15 protein-coding genes are annotated in these 17,705 nt (G+C 73.5%); 9 read left to right on the top strand and 6 right to left on the bottom strand.

Features of this window, described 5'->3' with window-relative positions; all coding sequences use genetic code 11:
- The first annotated feature begins 170 nt into the window (after nucleotides 1–170).
- Nucleotides 171–800, top strand: a complete 630-nt coding sequence (locus LO772_RS02085) for a hypothetical protein (protein ID WP_231776580.1) — start codon at nucleotides 171–173, stop codon at nucleotides 798–800.
- A gap of 170 nt (nucleotides 801–970) precedes the next feature.
- On the opposite strand, the gene LO772_RS02080 is transcribed toward LO772_RS02085, so the two are convergent.
- The 3 genes from LO772_RS02080 to LO772_RS02070 form a co-directional block, all read right to left on the bottom strand.
- Nucleotides 971–1,645 carry a hypothetical protein gene (locus tag LO772_RS02080; RefSeq protein ID WP_231776579.1) on the bottom strand — a complete coding sequence of 225 codons (675 nt, stop codon included), beginning with the start codon at nucleotides 1,643–1,645 and terminating at the stop codon, nucleotides 971–973.
- A 214-nt stretch (nucleotides 1,646–1,859) separates the two neighbouring features.
- Nucleotides 1,860–2,456, bottom strand: a complete 597-nt coding sequence (locus tag LO772_RS02075) for an ARPP-2 domain-containing protein (protein ID WP_443089431.1) — start codon at nucleotides 2,454–2,456, stop codon at nucleotides 1,860–1,862.
- 298 nt (nucleotides 2,457–2,754) lie between these two features.
- On the bottom strand, nucleotides 2,755–3,744 hold the full coding sequence (locus LO772_RS02070; RefSeq protein ID WP_231776577.1) for a ribonuclease BN: 990 nt from the start codon (nucleotides 3,742–3,744) through the stop codon (nucleotides 2,755–2,757).
- 189 nt (nucleotides 3,745–3,933) lie between these two features.
- Between LO772_RS02070 and LO772_RS02065 the strand changes: the two genes are divergently transcribed.
- Complete coding sequence (locus LO772_RS02065) at nucleotides 3,934–4,188, top strand: DUF6059 family protein (protein WP_231776576.1); 255 nt, start codon at nucleotides 3,934–3,936, stop codon at nucleotides 4,186–4,188.
- A gap of 14 nt (nucleotides 4,189–4,202) precedes the next feature.
- Here LO772_RS02065 and LO772_RS02060 read toward each other — a convergent pair whose 3' ends face one another.
- Nucleotides 4,203–7,040, bottom strand: coding sequence for a LuxR family transcriptional regulator (locus tag LO772_RS02060; protein WP_231776575.1), 2,838 nt, complete (start codon nucleotides 7,038–7,040; stop codon nucleotides 4,203–4,205).
- Between the two features lie 628 nt (nucleotides 7,041–7,668).
- Here LO772_RS02060 and LO772_RS02055 point away from each other — a divergent pair.
- Complete coding sequence (locus LO772_RS02055) at nucleotides 7,669–8,406, top strand: AfsR/SARP family transcriptional regulator (protein ID WP_443089356.1); 738 nt, start codon at nucleotides 7,669–7,671, stop codon at nucleotides 8,404–8,406.
- 494 nt (nucleotides 8,407–8,900) lie between these two features.
- Here the strand turns inward: LO772_RS02055 and LO772_RS02050 are convergent, their stop codons facing one another.
- Both LO772_RS02050 and LO772_RS02045 read right to left on the bottom strand, forming a co-directional pair.
- Nucleotides 8,901–9,107: an acyl-CoA carboxylase subunit epsilon gene (locus LO772_RS02050; RefSeq protein WP_231776573.1), complete on the bottom strand. Its 207-nt coding sequence runs from the start codon at nucleotides 9,105–9,107 to the stop codon at nucleotides 8,901–8,903.
- Nucleotides 9,104–10,717, bottom strand: a complete 1,614-nt coding sequence (locus LO772_RS02045) for an acyl-CoA carboxylase subunit beta (RefSeq protein ID WP_231776572.1) — start codon at nucleotides 10,715–10,717, stop codon at nucleotides 9,104–9,106. Before LO772_RS02045 ends, LO772_RS02050 begins: the two co-directional genes overlap by 4 nt.
- A gap of 316 nt (nucleotides 10,718–11,033) precedes the next feature.
- Between LO772_RS02045 and LO772_RS02040 the strand changes: the two genes are divergently transcribed.
- The 6 genes from LO772_RS02040 (at nucleotide 11,034) to LO772_RS02015 (ending at nucleotide 17,641) form a co-directional block, all read left to right on the top strand.
- Nucleotides 11,034–12,098 carry a 3-oxoacyl-ACP synthase III family protein gene (locus LO772_RS02040; protein ID WP_231776571.1) on the top strand — a complete coding sequence of 355 codons (1,065 nt, stop codon included), beginning with the start codon at nucleotides 11,034–11,036 and terminating at the stop codon, nucleotides 12,096–12,098.
- A 4-nt stretch (nucleotides 12,099–12,102) separates the two neighbouring features.
- A complete protein-coding gene (locus tag LO772_RS02035) occupies nucleotides 12,103–14,448 on the top strand; it encodes an HAD-IIIC family phosphatase (RefSeq protein ID WP_231776570.1) in 2,346 nt (781 codons plus the stop codon).
- The gene (locus tag LO772_RS02030; protein WP_231776569.1) at nucleotides 14,445–14,696 is read left to right on the top strand and encodes an acyl carrier protein; all 252 of its coding nucleotides are present in this window, start codon (nucleotides 14,445–14,447) and stop codon (nucleotides 14,694–14,696) included. Before LO772_RS02035 ends, LO772_RS02030 begins: the two co-directional genes overlap by 4 nt.
- Before the next feature lie 64 nt (nucleotides 14,697–14,760).
- Nucleotides 14,761–15,690: a 2-oxo acid dehydrogenase subunit E2 gene (locus tag LO772_RS02025; RefSeq protein ID WP_231776568.1), complete on the top strand. Its 930-nt coding sequence runs from the start codon at nucleotides 14,761–14,763 to the stop codon at nucleotides 15,688–15,690.
- Nucleotides 15,687–16,820 (top strand): alpha/beta fold hydrolase, encoded by a 1,134-nt coding sequence (locus tag LO772_RS02020; protein ID WP_231776567.1) that lies wholly within the window; start codon nucleotides 15,687–15,689, stop codon nucleotides 16,818–16,820. Before LO772_RS02025 ends, LO772_RS02020 begins: the two co-directional genes overlap by 4 nt.
- A complete protein-coding gene (locus LO772_RS02015) occupies nucleotides 16,817–17,641 on the top strand; it encodes a thioesterase II family protein (RefSeq protein WP_231776566.1) in 825 nt (274 codons plus the stop codon). Before LO772_RS02020 ends, LO772_RS02015 begins: the two co-directional genes overlap by 4 nt.
- The last annotated feature ends 64 nt before the right edge of the window (nucleotides 17,642–17,705 follow it).

Here is a 17,705-nt window from a genome sequence, read left to right as displayed (position 1 = left end):
TTTACGGAGGGCCGCCGCAGTCACCGCCGCCGCACAGACCCGCTCGCAGCCCGTGGGTCGCGACGGGGGCCACGGCCGTCGCCGCGATCGTGATCGGCGCGGGGCTGGTCGCCAGTTCGGGTGACGGGAGCGCGGCGCCGACGGGCGCCGGTCCCGGGGGACCCACGTCGATGCCCACGTTGCCCGGCGGCCGGTACACGGACCTGCCCACGTCCCCGGCCGACGGCCCCAACGGTGGGCCGACGCGCACGTCCACCCGCACGCCGACGGCGACGGCCACGAAGAACGACTGGAACACCGCCACCGGTGACACGACCGAGTTCACCGCCGAGAAGTGGTTCCCGGACACCGGGACGACGACGATCGGGTCCACCGCGTACAACCACCTGGCCAAGCAGAACGCCGGTTGCGCGGCGGCCGAGCCCAAGATGCGTTCACTGATGAGCAGTACCTGTGTCAAATTGATCCAGTCGGTGTGGACGAACTCGTCCAAGACCCAGATCGGTTCGCTGTCGGTGGTCTCGCTCCGCGACAACGCGTCGGCCAGTTCGCTCCAGACCAAACTGCACGACGACAAGAGTGACGGGGAGTACGTCAAATTCCTGTCGCCGCCCGGTGGTTCGGGGGTGAGTATCTCGAAGCTGGGCCCGACGTGGGTCAGTACGACGGTGTCCGGCCATTACCTGGTGATCGCCGAAGTCGGCCGCGCCGACGGGAAAGCCGTCGACGCCGACACCCGGGCGATGGTGAACGACCTGCGCGAGACGGTCATGGAGTACGTCCGCACGGCGCGCACCTGACGCCGCACGCCGGTCGGGTCGGGGGGCCGCGACCGGCGGACGTCCGTACGGTGCCGGGGAACACGCCGCACGTCCGGGACCGGTCGGGCCGAGCACGACGCGGAGGGGAGGCCCCGCCCACGGGCGGGGCCTCCGCCGTTCCGGCGTGATCCGCGCGTCGGTGCGCGGTGTCAGCGCGCGGCGGCGACGACGGCCTTCGCGAGGGCGACCATGCCCGCCTGGTCGAGGTCCTTGGCGGTGCCCGCGGGCGAGATCGTGACCTTGAGGAAGTTCTTGTCGTCCACCTTCACGGTGAGCACGAGCTTTTGGTGGCGGCCGTCGGTGGAGAGGGCGGCAGGCGCGCCCACTTGGTCGTCGAGCCGGATGCCGCCCTCCTCGGTGACCGCCTTCTCGATCGGCGCGGTGTCGTCGCCGGGCTTGAACACGGTGTTCAGGGTGCGGGACGTGGACAGGACCGATTTGCCGTCCGCGCGGAAGTCGCAGCTGAACGGCACGCTGTCCTTCTGCGCCACGACCGTGGCCTTGAGGACCGCGGACACCGCGTCGGTCGGCAGCACGGCGCACACCTCGGGCGGCTCCACGGCGCCGCCCTTGGGAGCGGCCGGGCTTCCGCCGCCGCCGGGTGCCGTCGGGGCGTCCGGCGTGCGGCCGGCGGGGGACGGCGCCGCGGGTGGGGCGCCTCCCTCGGGGGCGGCACTGCCCGTGGACTGCGCTTTGGTGTCCTTGTCGTCGTCCCCTGTGACCTTGTCCTTCAGCCCGCAGCCTGTGCCCAGCGCGAGTGCGCCGGATATCCCCATGACAACGGCCCACGCGCGCACGCGTGCGGCCCTGCCTCTTGTCGGCATGCCGTCATCCCCGAATGGTGGTCGAAGCGTCAATTCGTGTCATCGCGCGTGATCCGCGCACCGGGTGTGCACGTGCGCGACGCGGCGCCCGCGATCGGCGCTTCGAAGGACGCTAGAGGGGTCCGGTCGCGCGGCGCTGCGGTATTCCCCTCAGGTTGACGGCTCGGCGGTCGAGGCGAGGGCACCCGCGGGGCCGCCGGGTCCGGGGGCCGGCTCAGGTGCCCGACACGCCCCGGCGGTCGGTGCGGCGGCCCGTGCGGTCGAGCCGCGCGACGACGTCGCGGCGCAGCAGGCCGGTGAACCCGGCGGCGTCGATCCGCCGCGCGAGCTGGGTCGCACTCGTGCCGAGCGCCCGCACGGTCGCGAGCAGGTCCCAGTCGTGGGCGTCCAGGCACGAGAGCAGGTGGCCGCGCTTGGACTGCGCGGGGGACAGCCGAAACGTCTTGCAGTACGCGAGGCGCCCGTCGGCGGCCGAGACCACCTCGCCGATGTGGTTCTCCTCGCGCAGCCGAAACGACGGCGGCATGCGCGAGAGGGTGAACTCGCCCATCCGGTAGACGCGTTCGTACGTGTACTCGGCTTCGCCGAACAGCCCGGCGGCCATCGAGCCGTCGTGGAAGCGCGCCCAGTCGTCCGCTTGGCGGGCCGCCTCGCGCCGCAGGTCCGCGAACGACGCGACGCGGTCGGCGTCGACGGCCGCGGCGAAGTCCGGGACGTCGGCCCCGTAGGTCGTGTAGTGGAACAGGAGTTCGCCGTACATGTCCTCCAGAAGCGTCGTGTGCAAAGCGCGGTAGTCGGCGGGGTGCGGCACCACGAACACGCTCGCGAGCGCGTCCGCGACGTACAGCCTGAGGCTCGTGTCGTTCGGCGCCGCGTTCGCGGCGTGCGCCCCGCTCATCGCCGCGCTCGCTCGTGGCGCTCCACGCCGTGGCCTCCCCGTGACCGGTTGCGAAGGGCCGGCCGGGGAGTGGAGGAGCGAACAGCGAGGGATCGCGGTAAAGGCGGTGTCGGAAGTCGCAGCCGAAGTCCCGCGGCCGGCCGCGACGATTCTACGGTTCGGGGCGGAGGGGTGTCCCGGCAATATCGCGGGGGCGCGGGCCGCGCGGGCGTCAGTCGTCCATGGGGCCGGTCGTGCCCGTGGTGTCCTCGCCCGAGTCGCCCGAGTCGCCCGAGTCGCCCGTATCGCCCGGGCCGCCCGAGGCGTCCGCGTCGGCGGGGTGGGCCTCGACGCCGCCGTGCGACTCGACGTACAGCTCGCGGCCCACCAGCGCGCCGCCGAACACCACGAAACCCGCGCCGATCAGCCACGATTCGACCATGAGCAGCGTGCCGACCGCACCGTACGTCACGGCGTTGCTCACGATCAGCGGGGCGAACACCACGGCGGAGAACAGCCGCAGCCCGACCAGCCCGCCCATCGTGGCGATCGCGCCCGGGGCGAGGAACCGCGCGGGAACGCGCCCCGCGAGCAGGAAGTGCTGGCTCCACCAGAAGAAGAGCCAGCCGCCCACGACGATGACCACGACCCGTGCGAGGCTGCGGCCGGGATCGTCCAGCGGGAGGCTGCTGCTGGCCGCCATGCCGAACAGGTACGCGGCGAGTACGGCGAGCCACACCGTCCCGCGCCACGCCTTGTGCCACGGGCCGACCGACAGCCGCCACACCTTCTCGTAGCCGGTCTGCACGCCCGTGGCGAACGACAGGCCGAACAGCGCGAGCACCGCGAGGCTGAACGCGCTGGTGGCGCTGAGGACCTGGCGGGGGGCGGTGAACAGGTCCTGCACCGATTCGGCGGACCGGCCGGAGATGCCCATGGCGTCCACGATCCAGCCGCCGAAACCGGGGTAGGGCACGTGCTCGGGCAGCGGGTTCGCCGCGGCGACCACGATCAGGAGCGGGAGGAGCGTCACGAGGCCCAGGGCCGCGAACCCCATCGCACGGTGCATCAGCTCCAGTTCGAGCGCGCGGCGGACGCAGCGGCCCGCGGTCTCCTTGGTCGCCCGGACCGCCCGGCTGCCGAAGACGCGTCGCCACAGCGTCCCCGCCTCGCGGTGCCGCTCCTCGCCCGGCGGGTCCACGCCACCGCGCCGCTTGCTCATGGCGCCACTCCCTCGTTGCCCGCGCACGCCGACGAGCCGCAGCCGCGGGCCGGGTACGAAAAGCCGTGAAAACGCATAGAGAATGACAACTCTACGAGAGCGAGGCCCGCGGTCCTCTGAGGTCGGGCGCGGGCGTGCCGACCACCCGGGGTTTAGCGGCGCTTAAGCGGACTCGCGCACGCTGCTTCGGTGGACGAGACGGCGGGGCGGGGTGGGGGCGTGCTCCGGGGCGCGGTGTGCCGCGTCGCGCGGCGGGTCGCGCGGTGGATCGGGCGGATGTTCGTGACGACGGGGATGACCTACATCTACGCGTACTACGTCCCCACGGTCACCACCGGACCCGCCCCGGCGCATCCGGAGCGGTTGTGTCCGGAGGTGCCGCTCGACGACGTGGAGCGGGCGCTCGCGGAGCAGTTGGGGCCGTTGCCGCGCGGTGTCCTCTGACGCGGCGCCACCGGTCACATGCCGGCCAGCAGGCGCGCGAGCGCGGCGCGGGAGGGGATGTCGAGCTTGCGGTAGATGCGCGTGAGGTGGACGTCCACGGTCCGGGGGCTGAGGTGCAGTTGCTCGGCGATTTCGCGCGTCTTGCTGCCGCGCCCGGCGAGCAGCGCGACCTCGCGCTCCCGCGCGGTCAGCGGTGACAGGTCGGCGTCGCCGGTCGCCGGGCGCGGCGCGCCGCCGTTGAGGTGGGCGCGGACGTCGCGGGCCCGTTCCAAAACGCGTCCGGCGCCCGCGCGTTCGGCCAGTTCCTCGGCCAGGTCCAGTGCCGTGAACGCCTCGTCAAGCCGCCCGTCGGTCGCCGCCGGTGCCGCCGCCTCGACGAGTGCCCAGGCCTGGGCCCACAACAGCCCGGAGGCCGCGAACAGTCGGGCCGCCTCCCGGTACAAGTCGGCCGCCACGCCCGGTCGTTCGCCCGCGACGACATGGGCGCGCGCCATGAGGGCGTACGCGCGCTGCGGTTCGGTGCCCAGCGCGTCGGCGACACCGGCGCCCCGACGCGCCCACTCCTGGGCCGCCGGGTCGTCCGCCTCGACGGCCGCCGCGGTCAGGACCTCATAGCAGGCCGGGCGCAGGTAGACCGGGATCTGCGCGAGGTCCGGGCCGAGGCCGGTTGCCATCACCAGCGCTGCGGCGCGCGGCAGTTCGCCGCGGTGCCGGGCGGCGTCGGCGAGGACGTACGCGCCGATCACCCCGAGCCCCGCCATGCCGGGCAGCAGCGCCGGCTTGTCGGCGTCCGGATCGCCGCCCCCCGATACCGCGGCGATCCACTGGCGCAGGGCGAGCGCGAGCGGCCCCATGTGCCCGCCGTTGTAGACGCGGGCGGCCTCGTTCGCGTCGGCGGCGGACCGCCGCGCGGTGGACAACTGGCCCAGGAACAGCTGGGCCGTGCACAGTCCGGTGAGCAGCAGGGGCAGCAGGTAGCAGTGCGCGGTGCCCTCGGCCAGGCGCGCGCCGCGGGCGAAGTGGCGGCGTGCCTCGGTGAGCCGGCCGAGGGCTATCTCGGCCCAGCCGAGCATCGCCAGGTGTTCGGGGTGTTCGGCGAGGCGGGAGTCGTCCAGCCCGTCCAACGTCGAGGCGCAGGCCCGTACTTGGCGCGCGGACCCGACGGTGCCGGCCGCGCCGCCCGGGCTCGGTTCGTGGGGGATGGGGCCCGCGCCGCCCAAAACCTCGTACACCGTGCGCAGGATGAGGGCGCCGACCTCGGAGACCTCGTCGCGGTCCGCCCGCGCGGCGCGCAGCGCGCGATGGATCTGGGCCGGCGCGGGTATCTGCTCGTTCAGCAGCGACAGGGTCTCGCGGAGCAGCAGCAGCGGAGCCGCGCCGTGCGGCAACCGGTCGCCGTACCCGGCGAATTCCTGGTCGAGAACCTGAACGGCCGTGCCGTAGCCGTCGAGTTGGCACTCGAGTCGGGCGCGCAGCGCGACGGCGGTGAAGCGCGCGGGTGTCTCGCCCGCCGGGACGCGGCTGAGGGCCTCGCGCAGGAAGTCGCCGTGTTCCGCGAGGCGTTCGGTGGCGCCGAGCACCTCGATGAGGCGTGTCACCAGGTCGGTGCGTCCGGTGTCCTCGGTGCCGCCGGGCAGGCGCAGCGCCGCGCGCAGCCAGTGCGCCGCCGTCGGGGGCGAGCCGGGCAGGGCCTCGCGGGCGGCGGTGCTGAGGACTTCGCGGTCCTCCGCGACGGCTTGCTTCGACGGCGCCCGGGCGATGTGCAGGGCGCGTTCCGCGGCGGACGCCCCGCGCGCCGCGAGCACCGCGAGGGCGCGGCGGTGCTGCGTGAAGCGCCGGCACGGGTCGGTCTGGCTGTAGACGAGGCGGCGCAGGGATTCGTGCCGGAAGCGGAGCGAGGAGGTCAGGCCCACCGGGCGGAACAGGTCGCGGCGTACCAGCCCGGCCGTGGCGGCGCATTCCTCCTCGTGGCTCAGTCCGCTCACCTCGGTGAGGGCCTCGCGGTCGAAGCGCTCGCCGAGGACGGCGGCGGACTCGACGATGCGCACCTCGCTCGGGGACAGCAGCGCGATCTCGCGCGACAGCAGGGCGTCGTACGGCTCGGGGATCGGCCGGTCGTCGCGGATGAGCGGGCCGGCCGGGTCGTCGGCGGCGTCCGCCTCGGCGGCGGCGATGGCCATGTAGAGCGGGTTGCCGGCGCCGCGTTCGTGGACGTCGCGGAGCCGGGCGTCGTGCGGGTCGAGGCCGAGGAGCCGCGCCGCCTGCGCGGCGGGGAGCGGGTTGAGGTCGATGCGCTCGACGACACCGGACTCGGCGCCGTGCGCGAGGATGGCCCGGACTCGGGGGGAACTCTGGCGCGGGCGGCGGGCGAGGACGAACAACGCCGGGGCGTTCAGCGGGGCGCGTACGAGGTGGTCGATCAGGTCCAGCGACGCGGGATCGGCCCAGTGGAAGTCGTCGACGAAGACCAGGGCCCCGTCGCCCACGCGCTCGGTGAGCAGGGCACGCAGCAGCCCGTGGGTGTGCAGTCTGCGCTGCTGGTCGTGGGCGTCGTCGCCGTGCCGGGGCTCGGGGAGAAGGGGGAGGGCCGGCTCGGCGCTGCCGAACAGGTGCAGGGGCAGGTTCCGCTCGCGCTCGGAGCAGCGGCTCCGCAGCACGCGCATCCCCCGCGCGCGTACGTCGTCGGCCAGCGCGGCGAGGAGTCGGGTCTTGCCGGTTCCGGGCTCGCCGACGAGGTCGACGAAACGGGACGCGCCGGCGTGTGCGGCGTCCAGCGCCGTACCCAGCCGGTGCGCCTCCGCCGTTCGGATGCAGTCCGGCCGCGCACCGGGAGTGGTTGTCGTCTCGGCCACAGTTGGTGAATCCTTCCGCAGCTGCGCGGGCGGGGAATCAGCGAATGCCTCCGCTTTTCGATGCCGACGGATACGCGGCCTCCGACAGCGGCGAGACTATGTCTGCCGATGCTCCCCACCTCATTCTTTTTACAAAAAGTTAACGATTATCCCTTCGATGTCCCCGTCGGCTGTGTCGAGCGTAAGTCAAGGAGGCATCCTGTGGCGCGGTGTATTCGGCGTGTGGGGGTGCGGGGGCAGGCACGGCCGGAAAGCAACCGTGATTGGCGGATTATCGCGGCCGGTACGGCGTTCCGGGGGACGACGGACCACCGGGAGTGGCGGCGCCGGGGCCGGCGGTCCCTGACACCGGCGTCCGATTAAGTGGGGTTTTGCTGCGAATTGGTCCCATCAAGCGCGATGCCCGTCGGGGCGCGCGATTGTCGCACGTCCCGCCAAAGCCGCGCTCTATCCGATCCGTCGCGCATACGTATTTCCTCTGATGCCGCGACGGCCGGGATCTGTCAGGCTGCATTCGTAAGTCACCACCGACCGCCGGCCATGACCGGTACGTCCCGGTGTCCGGTCGGCCCGAATACCGCCGCGGGGGATACTTATGCGATTCGAAATACTGGGAACGCTTCGCGTCGTGGATAACGACGAGGTGACCACCGTCACCGCGCGCAAGGTCGAACTGCTCTTGGCCGTGCTGTTGGTCCGGGCCGGCCAGGTCGTCTCCACGGGCCAACTCGGCACCGAAATATGGGCCGACGCGCCACCCAGGCGCGCGACGGCGGCCCTCCATGTCCATATATCCCAGCTGCGCAAGTTCCTGGCACGGACTGGCCGTGAGAGCCCGATCGTGACCCGGTCACCGGGCTATCTGCTCCAGCCGGGCACCCGGGACGAGATCGACGCGCACGACTTCCGCAACCTCGTCCGCCAAGGCCGCGTCCACGCCCGTGCGGGCCGGCACGCGGAGGCCTCCGCGGCCCTCAACGACGCACTGGCCCTGTGGCGCGGCCCGGTCCTGGGCGAACTGCGCGGCGGGACGATCGTCGACGAATTCGCCTCCTGGGCGGCCGAAACGCGCATGGAATGTTTGGAGATGCGCATCGAATCCGACCTGGCTCTCGGCCGCCACCGCGAACTGGTCGCCCAGCTCTACGCGTTGGTCGCGGAGCACCCGCTGCGCGAAACACTCCAGCGGCAGCTGATGCTGGCCCTCTACCGCTCCGAACGCCAGGCCGACGCCCTGCGCGTCTACCAGTCCGCCCGTGCCGCCCTGGTCTCCGACCTCGGCGTCGAACCCGGCCGCGCCCTGCGGAACCTGCACCGCGCGATCCTCCAGGCGGACGACGAACTCGAACTGCGCCCGGCCGCGTAGCCCGCAGCCGACGGACGACCACCCGCCACCGCGCCGGGGGTACGCGGGGACCACCCGGCGCGACGACGCACCGACGAGCCGAGCCGCACCCGACGGGTCACGCCGTACCCGCCGGGTGCGGCCGTCACACCGTGCCGGGAGCCGCGCGGGGGCGGTCCGGCTCCTTGGGTAGGGCGACGCCGCGCGCGCGACGTGGCCGGGGGATTGCGTGGTTGGGTGCGGGGTGCGGGGTGCGGGGTGCGGCGGCGGCGCGGTTCCGTCGGGAACGGGCCCGCGTCGCCAACTCGCCTGCGGCATCGGGTGGTTCGATGCGGATGCGGGCGGGCTTCTTCGGGAACGCGGCTCCGCGTCGGCGATGGTGCTCGCGGAGCCGCGGATCGGTCAGCGGATGCCGGTGCGGCTCGGAGCGCACAACGCCCCTGCCGCAACGGGTGGTTCGGGGACACCGGGGCGGCCCGCGCGATTGTGTGTGGGGTCGACGGTCGTAGCGCGGCTCAGCGGGGGCCGGGGGTGTCGCGCCATGAGGTCGGGGGGCGGGGGGTGGCGTGTCCCGCGGTCCAGCGGGCGGGACGGGGGGCTGGGGCGAGGGAGTTCGGGGAGCGTTGCGTGAGGGCGTACAACACCGCGATGACCGCCGCGAGTTCGGTGTCCGTCGGGGCTCCGCGGACGACGCGGATGGCGGTGGGGTCGAGCGTGGTCACGTGGGCGGGTTCCCGTGCTTGCGGGACGGGAGCGCGGCGTCCTTGGCGCGCAGCACGCGCAGCGCCCCGGCGAGCACCGCGCGCGTCTCGGCCGGCTCGATGACGTCGTCGACGAGACCGCGTTCGGCGGCGTAGTACGGGTGCATGAGTTCGCCCCGGTACTCCGCGACGCGCGCCGCACGTGCCGTCTCCGGGTCGTCGGCCGCCGCGATCTCCTTGCGGAACACCACGCGCGCCGCGCCGTCCGCGCCCATCACCGCGATCTCGTTCGTCGGCCACGCGTACGACAGGTCCGCGCCGATCGACCGCGAGTCCATCACGATGTACGCGCCGCCGTACGCCTTCCGCAGGATCACCTGCACCCGCGGCACCGTCGCGTTGCAGTACGCGTACAGCAGCTTCGCGCCGTGCCGGATGATCCCGTTGTGTTCCTGCTCCACCCCCGGCAGGAACCCCGGCACGTCCAGCAGCGTGATCAGCGGGATGTTGAACGCGTCGCACGTCGAGACGAACCGCGCGGCCTTTTCGCTCGCGTGGATGTCGAGCACGCCGGCCATGCTCGCCGGCTGGCTCGCCACGATGCCGACCGTCTCCCCCTCGATACGCGCCAGCGCGCACACCACGTTCGGTGCCCAGCGGGCGTGCACCTCCAGGAACTCCTCGTCGTCGACGATCTCCTCGATGACCAGGCGGATGTCGTACGCCCGACTCGGATCCGCCGGCACGAGCCCGCGCAGCCGGTCGTTCGTGCGCCCGCCGGGGTCGGCCGTCGGCAGCGACGGCGGGTGTTCGCGGTTGTTGGACGGCAGGAACGACAGCAGGTAGCGCACCTCCTCGAGGCACTCCGCCTCGTTGTCGTGGACGAACGCGGCGACCCCGGAGACCGTCGCGTGCACGTCCGCGCCGCCGAGCGCGTTGTGCGTCACCTTCTCCGCGGTGACCGCCTCGACGACGTCCGGCCCGGTGATGAACATCTGCGACGTCTCGCGCACCATGAACACGAAATCGGTGAGCGCCGGCGAATACGCCGCGCCGCCCGCGCACGGGCCGAGCATGACGCTGATCTGCGGGATGACCCCCGAACACCGCACGTTGCGCCGGAAGATGCCGCCGTAGCCGGCCAGCGCGGTGACACCCTCCTGGATCCGGGCGCCCGCGCCGTCGTTCAGGCTCACCAGCGGAGCGCCGGCCGCCTCGGCGAGGTCCATCACCTTGTGGATCTTCGACGCGTGCGCCTCGCCGAGCGAGCCGCCGAAGATGCGGAAGTCGTGCGCGTACGCGAACACCGACCGGCCGTACACCTCGCCCCAGCCGGTGACCACGCCGTCGGTGTGCGGGCGCCGGTCCTCCAGGCCGAACCCGGTGGCCCGGTGCCGGCGCAGCCCCTCGATCTCGCGGAACGTCCCCGCGTCGAACAGCAGTGCCAGCCGCTCGCGGACCGTCAGCTTCCCCCGGGCGTGCTGGGCTTCGGTGGCCGGGCCGGGGCCGTGCGCGATCTGCTGCCGCAGCCGCCGCAGGTCGGCGATGCGTTCGTCCATGTCGGGCGGCCGCGCCGCGGCGGGGAGGGTCCGCGTCGCGGAATCCGGGGAGGTGTCGTCAACCAGAGTCATGGCACGTCCTTCACGAAGTGCTTCTCGACGACCGGGAGTCCGGAGGCAATCGAGGTGTCGCGGCCACGCTAGGAGCCCGCCCTAAAGGCCGACTAACACACGACTCGTGCGGGAATCCACGCGCGCACGAGGCGATGGGCCAACCACCCGGCCGCACACCCGCCTCGGCGGCCCCGACGCCGCGCCTCCCGGCCCGGCCCATAGGGATTTCTTTAGAGCCGCGCTAGCACCGCCCGACATCCTCGACGCCGGGCGCCGCGTTGCGCGCGGGGTCGCCCGTACGCACTCTGCGATCTGCGAGAGGAACGCCGCGGACATGACCGCCCCCAGGCACACCTCGGGCGCCCCGGGTGGGACGCCTCCCGTATACCTCCGCGCGGTGGGAACCGCACTGCCGGGCCCGCCGATCGACAACGCCGCGCTGGCCGCCCGATTCGGCTTCGACGCGATGTGGGAGCAGTGGATCGACGCGTTCATCGGCACCCGTACCCGGCACCTCGCGACGGATCTGGAGACCGGCGAACAGTACGCCACACTCGCCGAGTTGGCGGCCACCGCCGCCGACCGCGCGCTCGCCGCGGCGGACCTGACCGCCGCCGGGATCGACGCGCTCGTGCTCGGTACCGCGACACCCGACCAACTCATGCCCGCCACCGTCAACTTGGTGGCCGACAGGATCGGCGCCAACGAACTCCCCGCGTTCCAACTGCAATCCGGCTGCTGCGGAGCCGTCCAGGCGCTCGACGTCGCGCGCCGGCTGTTGCTCGGCGGCGACCACCGCACCGTGCTGGTGCTCGGCGGGGACGTGTGCGCGAAGTACTTCGACGTCACGGCCGACCTCAGCAAGGTGCCGCCCGCCGAACTCGTCAACGTCGTGCTGTTCGGCGACGCGGCCGGCGCGGCCGTCCTCAGTACCGAACCCGCGCCCGGCGCGCTCGAACTGCGGCGCGTGGTCAACCGGTTGACCGGCCTGGGCCAGGCGCCCGGCCAGGTGCTGGAGTGGTTCGGTCCCGCGCAGCCGCGACCCGAGCGCATCGGCGTCAGCGAGGACTACAAGGCGATCGAGCAACGCGTGCCCGACATGGCCTCGGACGTCGTCGCGGAACTCCTCGCCGACCTCGGATGGAAACCGGACGACGTCGACTTCCTGCTGCCGCCGCAACTGTCGGGGCGCATGACCGCGCGCATCGTCGCCCGCCTCGGACTGCCCGCCGCGCACGAGGTCAGCTGCGTCGGGGAGACCGGCAACACCGGCAACGCCCTTCCCTTCCACCAACTCGAACGCGTCCTCGGGCGCGTGGAGGCCGGACAGCGCGGAGTGGGCATCGCCGTCGAGTCCAGCAAGTGGATCAAATCGGGCTACGCCTTCGAGGGGGTGTGACGCCGTGAGCGGAACCGACCAGGCCGAGACCGGCGAATGCCGGGACACGACACCCGGGGCGGACGACGCCGACGGTGCCGCCGAGGGCACGGCGTCCGAGGGCACGGCGTACGAGCGCGGCGCGGTGCGTGCCGACAGGGCCGGCCGGGGCACGGCGGGGGACGACCCGCCGGACCCGGCCCCCGACCGGACCGGCGGCGACGCGGGCGGCGCCGGGGCGGCCGACGCCGGTGACCGCCGGGCCGCGCCGAGTCCGCGCCCATCCGCCGCCGGGGCGAATAACCCCGATACCGCCCACCCCGCGCCGACCCCGCACTCATCCGCCGCCGAGGCGAATAACGCCGATACCGCCCACCCCGCGCCCACCTCGCGCCCACCCGCGGCCGGGGCGAACGACGCCGGCGACCCTCCGGCCACGCCGAGCCCGCACCCACCCGCAGTCGCCCACCAACCCCCCGAAGACATCCGCACGTTGCACCGTGCCGGGCGGATCGCCGCCGACTACCCCCGGGTGCGCCGCCTGCTCGCGGGGCTCGACGCCGCCGGGCTCGCGCACGCCGGGCGCCTGCTCGCCACCGTCGCCGCGGACGACATCCTCGCCGCCCACCCCGACACCCCCACGGTCGGCGTCGCGATCACCGGGCACAGCACCCTGTCCGCGCTCCCGCCCGCCGTCACCGCCGAGTTCGCCCGGCACGGCCTGCTCGCCCGCACGCGCCTCACCGACTTCGACAGCTGGGTCTTCGCCCTCTCCGACCCCGCGAGCCCCCTGCACTCCGACAACCCCGACCTCGTCCTGTGCGTCCTCGACCCGCACATCGTGCTCGACGAACTCCCCGTCCCCTGGCGGGCCGACGACGCCGAGGCGGTGCTGCGGGCCAAGACCGCGCTGATCGGGCGCCTCGTCGCGCGCTTCGTGGAGAACGCGAGCGGCACCCTCGTCCTCAACACCCTGCCCCTGCCGCGCGGCGCCACCGCGCAATTGATCGACCACCGCTCGCGCGCCCGCCTCGGCGCCGCGTGGCGCGACGCCAACGCGGCCCTGCTGCGGCTCGCCGAGAAACACCCCCGAATCCTCGTCGTCGACCTCGACCCCCACCTCGCGGACGGCGTCGCCGCCACCGAACCCCGGCTCAGCTGCTACGCCAAGGCCCACCTGTCCGCCGAACTCCTCGCCGCGTACGCCCGCGACATCGGCCACATCGCGTGCCTGACCAAGGGCCGCACACGCAAGGCCCTCGTCGTCGACCTGGACGAGACCCTGTGGGGCGGCATCCTCGGCGAGGACGGCCCCGACGGCGTGGAGGTCGGCATCGGCGGCGGGCACCGGGCCGAGGCGTTCACCGCGTTCCAACGCGTCGTCAAGCAGATCGGCGCGCAAGGGGTCCTGCTCGCCGCGGTCAGCAAGAACGACCCCGAGCCCGTCGAGGCGATGCTCACCCGGCATCCCGGAATGACGCTGACCGCCGACGATTTCGTCCGCGTCACCGCCAACTGGCGTCCCAAGCACGAGAACCTGCTCGACCTCGCCAAGGCCCTCAACCTCGGCGTCGACAGCTTCGTCTTCGTCGACGACAGCCCCTACGAACGCGGCCTGGTACGCCACGAACTCCCCGACGTGGCCGTCGTGGACATCGACCGCGAACCCGCCTTGCACGTCTCCGCGCTGCTCGCGGACGGCTGGTTCGACACCGTCGCCCTCACCGCCGAAGACCTCGGCCGAGGCGCGCTCTACCGCGACGAACTCGCCCGCGCCGACTTCCTGCACAGCTTCGACTCCCTCGACGACTACCTCGGCGAACTCGGCGTCACCGTCTCCGTGTCGGCCGTCCGCGACCGCGACGTCGCCCGCATCGCCCAGATCACGCAGCGCACCAACCAGTTCAACCTCACCACCGAACGCCTGCAGCAGGCCGACGTGTTGGACCGGCTCGACGACCCCGCGCACCTCGTCCTCGCCATCCGCGCCGCCGACCGGTTCGGCGACAACGGCCTCGTCGGCGCCGTGTTCACCCGCCGCACCGAAGACGGCGTGCACATCGACAACTTCCTGCTCAGCTGCCGCGTCTTCTCCCGCGGTATCGAACAGACGGTCCTGGCAAGCCTGTTGCGGTACGCCAAGAACACCGGCTCGGCCGCCGTCACCGGCGCCTACCGCAGCAGCGCCAAGAACGGCAACGTCTCCGGGTTCTACGCCCGCAACGGCTTCTCCGCCGTCGACCACACCGACGACACCGCGACCCGGCTCTGGCGACACGACCTCGCCGACATCGCCGAACAACCCCAACACGTCAGCGCCACCGCGGACTTCGCGCGCGCCCCCCGACCCGACCCGAGGGACACCCGATGACCGACACCGGACCCGGCGCCATCGCCCGCGTCGACGACCTGATCACGCTCCTGCGCGACGAACTCGGCCTGCCGGTCACCCCCGAGCACGCCCACCGGCGGCTCGACGAGATCCCCGGATGGGACTCCGTCCACCTGCTGTGGCTGCTCACCGTCCTGGAGAAGAGCACCGGCCGCCGCCTCTCGCTGCCCGACCTCCTCGACGCCCCCGACCTGGCCGGCGTCCACGCACTGGCGGTCGGGCCGTGAACGAGCCCACCACCGACACGGACGCGCCTCGCGAACGCGGCCCCGAGCGGAACGAGGTGCCCGCATGAGCGAACACCACCCCCCGTACGCCCCGCCCCACGGGGGCGTCACCATCACACCCGCGCTCCGGGAACGCCGGCACACGCTCGCCTTCCTCGACGGCATCCGCCGCTTCTCCCCGGTCTACCTCGACACCGAGGTCGACATGACCGGTGTCCGCGCCCACCGTGCCGCCCACCGCGCGGACGGCATGCACCTGTCGACCGTCACCTATGTCCTGCACGCCGCGGCCCGCGTCCTCGCGGACCACCCCGAGGCCAACGCCGCCTACCGCGCCGGACCGCGCCCCCGCGTCGCCCGGCACGCCTCCGTCAACGGCAAACTCACCCTCGACAAGACCCTCGCGGGCCGCCGCGTCGTCCTCGCCGCGGTGCTCCCCGACCTGCACCGCGCCGAACTCGCCGACATCCAGCGCCAGGTCGAGCACTATCGCGATCAAGACCCCGCCACCATGCCGGAGTTCGCCGGGGTACGCAGCCTGCACCGGCTCCCCGGCGCCGTCGCCGGCCTCGCGTTCCGCGCCACGGTTGGCCCGCTGCGCACCCGCGCCCGCACCCTCGGCACCTTCGCCGTCACCTCCCTCGGACACCGGCCCGTCGACGGCTTCCACTCCGTCGGCGGCACGACCGTCACGCTCGGGGTCGGCCGGGTGCTCGACCGGCCCGTCGCGGTCGCCGGGCAGGTCGCCGTCGCACCGCTGATGCGCCTCAACCTCGCCTTCGACCACCGCGTCATCGACGGCGCCGAAGCCGCCGACGTACTGGCCGAGATCAAGGCCCGGCTGGAGGCCTACGCGCCACCTGCCCACACACCCCCGGCGGACGCGGCGCACCGGGCCGGCCACGACCCCGGCGACCCCCACCTGGCCGCGGCACCGCCCACCCGCACGGCGGCCGTCGGCGCGGGACCCGAAACGGAGGGCCCCGACCGGTGAACGATCTCGACGAACTCAAGCAATTCGTGACCGTCCACACCCGCGCGCAGCAACTCGACCCCGCACGCTGCGCCCACCTGCTCGCCCGCGTCACCACCGACGAGGGCGCGGCCCCCGGCTCGTGGGTCGGCGAATGGACCCGCGAGGCCGAAGACCTCGAACGCCAGGGCCGGCTGCTCGAAGCCGCCCGGCACCACACCCTCGCGCGCTTCCCGTTCGTCGACGGCGACGCCCGCCGCCGCGCCCAGGACCACGCCATCGCCGCGTTCGACCGCTGGCGCCGCACCCGCCCCGGCATCGAACGCCTGGACGTACCCGTCCCGGGCGGCGGCACGGCCCGCACGTGGTCCAGCGGCCTCGACGCCGACACGCCGCGCCCCGTCCTGCTCTTCCTCGGCGGCATCGTCACCGTCAAGGAACAGTGGGCGCCCGCCCTCGAACAGGCCGCGGGCCTGGGCATGGCGATGATCGTCGCCGAGATGCCCGGCGTCGGCGAGAACACCGCCGCGTACGGCCCGGACAGCTGGCGCATGCTCCCCGCACTCCTCGACGCCGTCGCCGACCGCGCCGACACCGGCCGGACGTACGCCATCGCGCACAGCTTCAGCGGACACATGGCGCTGCGCTGGGCCGCCCAAGGGGACCCGCGCATCCGGGCCATCGCGACCGCCGGGGCACCCGTCGCCGACTTCTTCACCGACGAGGTCTGGTGGCCGCACGTGCCGCGCGTCACCGTCGACACGCTCGCCCACCTCCTCCGCGTCGACCCGCGCGACGTCCACAAGACCCTCGCCGACGGCTGGGCGCTCGGCGACGCCGAACTCGCCGCCGTGGACATCCCCGTCCGCTATATCGAGAGCACGCGCGACGAGATCATCCCGGCGTCCGACGCGGCCCGACTGCGGCGGCACCTCCGGGACGTCGACATCGTGGCGTACGACGACGTACACGGCGCGCCCGACCACGCCGCCGAGGCCCGGCTCTGGACCGTCCTGGCGATCCTGCGCGCCCGCGACGCCCGCGGCCCGCAGCGCGCCGTCATCGCCGGAATGCACCGGCTGACGCGCCTGCGCCGCACCCTCCGCACCCGACGCCGACGCGCCCACACGCCCGAGGACGGCCCGCGATGAGTACGGCACCCGACCCCACGGCACGCCTTCGGCCCGGCGACGACACCGCCGCCGGCTACCTGGCGGCACCTCCGCCCCCACCGGGCGACACCCGCCTGCCACTGCTGTGCTTCCACCACGCCGGCGGCGGCGCGTCGGCGTTCGCACGATGGCAGGAGCACGCCCCCGGCGCGGCGGTCCTGCCGGTGCAACTGCCCGGACGCGAACAACGCGCCGGGGAACCGCGATTCCGCGACGCCGTCGAACTCGCCGCGACACTCGACCGGCAGCTCGGGGCGGTGCTGGACCGGCCGCACGCGATCTACGGCCACAGCATGGGCGCGGTCGTGGCCTACGACCTCGTGACCCGGCGGGCCCGACGCGGGGCCCGACAACCCGAGGCCCTGGTCGTCGGGGCGTACCCGGGACCGCACCTGCCCGCCGTCCTCACCGAGTCGCGCCACCTGCCCGACGCGGAATTCGCGCGCCGGCTCGTGGCCATCGGCGGCATGTCGGAACTCCTGCTGCGTTACCCCGACTGGATGCGCGCGGCGGTCGACCTGGTGCGCGACGACCTGGAGATCTGCGCGTACGACCGACGCGCCGCGACCGCCGCCGCGCTGACCTGCCCCGTCCACGCGTTCTGCGGCGACGCGGACCCCCTCGTGCGTCCCGAGGCCGCCGACACGTGGCGTCGGCACACCACCGGCGACTTCCGGCTCCACGTCGTCCCCGGCGGGCACTTCTTCCCGCGCGACGACGAGCCCGGCTTCGTGCGGCGCCTGGCCCGCGTGCTCGCGGCCCACAAGGGCGGCTTTAGCGGACGCCAAGCACCTCGTTAGTCGCCGCGCCGACGATGGCGGCAACGGCACCGTCCCCACACACCACCCCAGTTCGCGCACACAT

Source organism: Yinghuangia sp. ASG 101 (genome assembly GCF_021165735.1).
Classification (GTDB): domain Bacteria; phylum Actinomycetota; class Actinomycetes; order Streptomycetales; family Streptomycetaceae; genus Yinghuangia.
Note: the sequence above shows the minus strand (reverse complement) of the source record. Positions and strands in the feature narration are given on the sequence as shown.